4 protein-coding genes are annotated in these 5,696 nt (G+C 70.5%); 1 reads left to right on the forward strand and 3 read right to left on the reverse strand.

Annotation, left to right across the window (positions count from 1 at the left end):
• Window positions 1-692: lipoyl synthase (locus tag ASG00_RS03475; RefSeq protein ID WP_235559114.1), on the forward strand; the 692-nt coding region annotated here is incomplete at its 5' end.
• A 6-nt stretch (window positions 693-698) separates the two neighbouring features.
• Here the strand turns inward: ASG00_RS03475 and ASG00_RS03480 are convergent.
• The 3 genes from ASG00_RS03480 to smc are packed head-to-tail and all read right to left on the reverse strand — an operon-like array spanning window position 699 to window position 5,667.
• Window positions 699-1,199, reverse strand: coding sequence for a DUF2004 domain-containing protein (locus ASG00_RS03480; RefSeq protein WP_056206939.1), 501 nt, complete (start codon window positions 1,197-1,199; stop codon window positions 699-701).
• A 46-nt stretch (window positions 1,200-1,245) separates the two neighbouring features.
• Window positions 1,246-2,118: a signal recognition particle-docking protein FtsY gene (ftsY, locus tag ASG00_RS03485; RefSeq protein WP_045248445.1), complete on the reverse strand. Its 873-nt coding sequence runs from the start codon at window positions 2,116-2,118 to the stop codon at window positions 1,246-1,248.
• A 9-nt stretch (window positions 2,119-2,127) separates the two neighbouring features.
• Window positions 2,128-5,667: a chromosome segregation protein SMC gene (gene smc / locus ASG00_RS03490; protein ID WP_056206942.1), complete on the reverse strand. Its 3,540-nt coding sequence runs from the start codon at window positions 5,665-5,667 to the stop codon at window positions 2,128-2,130.
• Window positions 5,668-5,696 lie beyond the last annotated feature (29 nt).

A 5,696-nucleotide genomic window follows, 5' to 3' on the forward strand; every position in this document is an offset into this window, starting at 1 on the left:
CGCGCCGGGTGGCGGAGAGCGTCACTCGGATGCAGCTGCGCTACGCCACCGTCACCGGCGTCGCCCGCGACGACCTCCCCGATGAGGGCGCATGGCTGCACGCCGAGACCGTGCGTCAGATCCACGCGCAGAACCCCGGCACCGGAGTCGAGATCCTCGCGACGGACTTCTCCGGAAACCCCGACCTGCTCGGCGAGGTGTTCGCGGCGCGCCCCGAGGTGTTCGCCCACAACGTCGAGACCGTGCCGCGCATCTTCAAGCGCATCCGTCCCGCCTTCCGCTACGAGCGATCACTGGGCGTGCTGACCCAGGCCCGCGCGGCAGGCCTCATCACGAAGTCGAACCTGATCCTCGGCATGGGCGAGGAGCCCGCAGAAGTCGTACAGGCGCTGCAGGACCTCCACGATGCCGGCACCGACATCATCACGATCACCCAGTACCTGCGGCCGACCCCGCGCCACCTCCCTGTGGCGCGCTGGGTGAAGCCCGAGGAGTTCGTCGAGTTCAAGCAGGAGGCCGAGCGCATCGGGTTCCTGGGCGTGCTCGCGGGGCCGCTCGTGCGCTCGTCGTACCGGGCCGGGCGCCTCTGGGCGCAGTCGATGCTCGCCAAGGGCCGCGACATCCCTGAGGACCTGCAGCACCTCGCCCGCGACATCCAAGCCGGCGACACCACCTTCGCGCAGGCGGTGTGACAGGTCTCAGTCGGCCGAACTGACCGACGAGACCTGACCGTCGGAGTCGAGGTTCACGAGCAGCGCGTCGTCGGCGCCTTCGGGATCGAGCGCGTACTCGAGAACTGCGAACGGCTCGGTGCCGTCGTGCTCGTCCGCGAGGATCGTGAGACTCGTGAGTGTGAGAGCGCGGATAATGTCGATGTGGTCGTCGCCCGAGACATCCACGAGGAAGTCCTCCAGCTCGTCGCCGAGGCGTTCCTGCTGCTGCAGCACGTACTCGGTGACCTCGCTCGTGCGGTCGTCGAGCTCGCCGACCATGGCATTGCGGGCCATGAGGTCGACCCGCTCGAGGGCAGAGATGATGGCCGCCGCCGTGTCGAGCGCCGCGGTGGTGACATCCTCCTGATCGGGCGCCGTGAGATCGACCGTCACCGACTGGTCGCCGAACTCGACCGTCTCCGACCAGAAGATCGATCCGTCGGGGCCGGACTCGAGGAGTCCGAAGAAGTCGTGCTCGATCGCCATGTCCCCATGAAACCAGCAGGACTGCCCGGGCGGTAGCCCGACGCGCTCAGCCGACGAGAGCCTCGACGAACACGTGCGGGGTGAAGCCGGTGAGATCGCCGATCCCCTCGCCCTGACCGAGGAGCTTCACCGGGATGCCGGTGCGCTCCTGCACGGCGAGCACGAAGCCGCCCTTCGCCGAGCCGTCGAGCTTCGTGATGACGAGCCCGGTGACGCCCGCGTGCTCGAGGAACGCCTGCGCCTGCAGGACGCCGTTCTGCCCGGTCGTGGCGTCGAGCACCAGGAGCACTTCGCTGATCGGTGCGAGCTTCTCGATCACGCGCGTGATCTTGCCGAGCTCGTCCATCAGGCCGCCCTTGGTGTGCAGACGCCCCGCGGTGTCGACCAGCACGATCTGCGTGTCGTGGTCCTTCGCATATTGGATGGTCTGGAACGCGACCGATGCCGGATCCTGGCCCTCCTGCTGCGGCCGCACGATCTCCGCGCCGCCGCGCTCCGCCCACGTCGCGAGCTGCTCGACGGCCGCGGCGCGGAACGTGTCGGCCGCTCCGACCACCACCGAGCGGTCGAACCGCTGCAGATAGTGCGCGAACTTGCCGATCGTCGTGGTCTTCCCCACGCCGTTCACACCGACGACCAGCACGATCGCCGGGCGCTCGGTGAGGCGCAGCGTCGTGTCGAACTTCGCGAAGTGCTCCTCGAGGGTCTCCCGCAGCATCCGCTGGAGGTCCTTCGGATCCGTCGTGCGGAACCGGTCGACCTTCTCGCGCAGCTCGTCTACGATGCGCTCGGAGATGTCGGGCCCGAAGTCGGCCGTGATGAGCGCCGTCTCGAGGTCGTCCCAGGTCGTCTCGTCGATGACCGGTTTGACGAACATGCCCCTCAGAGCACGCCCCAGCGACCAGGATCTTTCCGCCATGACTCCAGCCTACGGCGCCGCCGTGGCCGCCTCCCGCACGCGCTGCCCGACGACCGCCGACACGCCGTCCTGCCGCATCGAGACGCCGTACAGGGCGTCCGCGATCTCCATCGTCCGCTTCTGGTGCGTGATGACGATGAGCTGACTCGAGGCGCGCAGGCGCTCGAACACCGAGAGCAGGCGACCGAGGTTCGCGTCGTCGAGGGCCGCCTCGACCTCGTCGAGGATGTAGAAGGGGCTGGGCCGTGCGGTGAAGATCGCGACGAGCAGCGCGACCGCCGCGAGGGAGCGCTCTCCCCCCGAGAGCAGCGAGAGCCGCTCCACCTTCTTGCCGACCGGCCGCACCGAGACCTCGATTCCCGTGATGAGGGGCTCCTCGGGGTGGGTGAGCGAGATGCTGCCCGTGCCGCCGGGGAACAGCATCGGGAACACCTCGGTGAAGGCTTCGCGGGTGTCCTCGAACGCGGCGAGGAAGATCGTCTGCATGCGCTCGTCGAGCTCGCCGATGATCGTGACCAGGTCGGCGCGGGTCTGGGTCAGGTCGGCGAGCTGCTCGGTGAGGAAGACGTGTCGCTGCTCGAGTGCGGCGAACTCCTCGAGCGCGAGCGGATTCACACGGCCGAGCTGGGCGAGCTTGCGCTCGGCCTCCGCGAGCCGCTTGCGCTGCGTGGCGCGGTCGAAGGGCACCGGAGCCGGATCCTCGTCGGACACGGACTCGTCTGCCGACTCGGAGTCGACCAGCACGGGGTCCGGCGGGATCGCGACCTCCGGCCCGTATTCCGCGACGAGAATGTCCTCCTCGAGGGCGAGCTCACTCGCGACGCGTTCGAGCAGGCTCGTGACGTGCAGACGCTTCTCGTGCATCTGCAGCTCGATGCTGTGCACGCTCTCGGTCGTGGCAGCCAGCCGTTCCCGGGCCGTCCCCTCCTGCCGTCGCAGCTCGGCGAGCTCGGCGGTCACCTGTGTACGCGCCGCCTCGGCGGCAGCGAGGGCGACACGCGCCTCACTGACCGAACGATCGACCGAGTCGAGCACGGCGGGAAGGCGACCGGCGACGTCCGCGGCGATCTGACGCTGCGCCCGCCGGAGCACCGTGCGCCGGGCGGATTCCTCCGCTGCGGCGCGTTCGCGCTCCCGCTGTCGTTCGAGGGCGTCGACCCGCGCCTCCTGCGCGCGCACACGCTCCTTGAGCGTCTCGACCTCCAGACGCGTCTGCATCTCCGACTCTCGCGCACCGTCGAGCGTCGCGAGCAGTCCGTCGCGCGCGGACGCGTCGAGGATGGGCCGCGGCGCCTCGAGCGCCGTGTCGAGGCGGTCACGGGACACCCTGGCCGCATCGACCGCTTCGTCGACGGCGCTCTGCGCCTGCCCGAGGGTGGTCGTCAGTCGGTCGCACTCCGCACTGGCCGACTCGTGTCGCACGGTCGCCCGGTTGACCTGCTCGGCGTGTGCGGCGACGGCGGCGTCATTCGCGCGCAGGTCGTCGAGCGCTCGCCGTGCCGCGTGGCGCATCTCGGCGAGCTCGGCAGTGCGCTCGGCCAGAGCCTCGCGCAGCGAGTCGGCGACGACGGTGATCTCTGACACTCGGGATGCCGCGGCATCCCGCTGCGCGGCGAGCTCGAGGCGCGAACGGCCGGCCCCGGAGCCCGCGCGGATCGTCTGGGACGTCACGTGCTCCCCGGCCCGTGTGACGCAGACGATCGACGGGTGCGATCGCGCGACACGGTGCGCGCTCTCCAGGTCGTCGACCACGACGACTTGCGCGAGCAGGCGCTGTATGCCATCCGGGGCATTCACGACGGAGACGGCCGCGACGGCATCCGGGATAACCGGCGCATCGACATCGGTGTACGGCGCGGCGAAGACGATGTCGACAACGCCGTCGTCGGCGCGGCGCACGGCGTCCGCCGCAACCAAGCCGGCCTCCGCGGAGTCGACGAGCACGCCCTCTGCCACCGCGCCCAGAGCGGCCGCGATCGCCGCCTCGTATCCGGCCGTGACCTTCACGGCGTCGGAGACGAGCCCCCGCACCCCGGCCCCACCCTCGGCGACGAGCGCGGCGGCCCCGTTTCGCACGTCGAGCGCGCGGGCGAGCGCGGCGGCCTCGGCCGTCAGCGCCTCTGCCTCGCGCTCGGCGGCGTGCAGGCGTTCGCGGATGCCCGCGACATCCGACTCGAGCTCGTTCGCACGGCGCTGCGACTGCTCGTACGCCGTCGCGAACTCGCCCGCGGATCGCTCCGGCGCAAGATCGGGATCGAGGCCGGCGAGAACGGCGGCGGCCTCCTCCCGGCGCTGCACGGCCGCGTCGAGTGCGCGCTGCTGACGGTCGACCGCGGCTTGCACGGCCGCGAGCGCAGACTCGGCGGCCTCCGCCGACCCGCGCAGCGCGGTGAGGCGCATGTCGTGCTCGGACACGAGTGCGCTCTGCGCCGCGATGTCCGCGTCGAGGGCGTCGAGCTCGGCGCGGGCCCGGATCACGGTGCGCGCCGCGGCGGCCGCAGCATCCTCGGCGTCACCCCGACCGCCCGCGATGCGGTCGACCTCCTCGCGGGCCTCGTCGATCATTCCCTGCGTGACGGTGGCGACCGCGGCGCCCGCCTCATCGTCCTCGCTCAGCAGGGCGAGACGCTGGCCCGCGAGGGCGTAGAGCGCGCGAAGGCGCTCCTGCACCTGTTCGAGCCCGAACGCGGTGCGTCGGGCGTCGTCGACCAGCTCGGAGCGCTGCTGCGCCTCGAGCGCCTGCACCCGCAGCCGCAGGGTCTCGACCTGGTCCTGCAGAGCGATCCGTTCGGCGTGTCGGGTCTGTTCGTTCTGCGTCGCGAGGGTGAGCTCGGCCCGCAGCCGAACGAGCTCGTCAGCGTAGAGCCGTGCCTTCGCGTCGCGCACCACGGCGGCGATCGTGGCGGCTTCACGCGCGATCTCGGCCTGCCGGCCGAGCGGCTTGAGCTGGCGACGCACCTCGCCGGCGAGGTCGGACAGGCGAAGCAGGTTCGCTTCCATCGCCTCGAGCTTGCGCAGCGTCTTCTCCTTGCGGCGGCGGTGCTTCAGAATGCCCGCGGCCTCCTCGATGAACCCGCGGCGATCCTCCGGCGTGGCCTGCAGCACCGTGTCCAGACGCCCCTGTCCGACGATCACGTGCATCTCCCGGCCGAGCCCGGAGTCGCTGAGCAGCTCCTGCACGTCGAGGAGGCGGCATCCTTCGCCGTTGATCGCGTACTCGCTGGTGCCGTTGCGGAACAGCGTGCGACTGATCGTCACCTCGGCGTATTCGATCGGCAGTGCGCCGTCGGAGTTGTCGATGGTCAGTGTGACCTCTGCGCGGCCGAGGGGTCCACGCGTCGACGTGCCCGCGAAGATGACGTCTTCCATCTTCGCGCCGCGCAGGGTCTTCGCACCCTGCTCCCCCATCACCCAGGCGAGCGCGTCGACGACGTTCGACTTGCCCGAGCCGTTCGGACCGACGATGGCCGTCACTCCCGGTTCGAACGCAAAGGTCGTCGGCTGGGCGAACGACTTGAACCCTTTGAGCGTCAGGCTCTTCAGGTGCATCCGTTCATCCTCCGGGCTCGTTCGGGTAA

This window comes from Microbacterium sp. Leaf351, assembly GCF_001423825.1.
In the GTDB taxonomy this organism is placed as follows: Bacteria; Actinomycetota; Actinomycetes; order Actinomycetales; family Microbacteriaceae; genus Microbacterium; species Microbacterium ginsengisoli.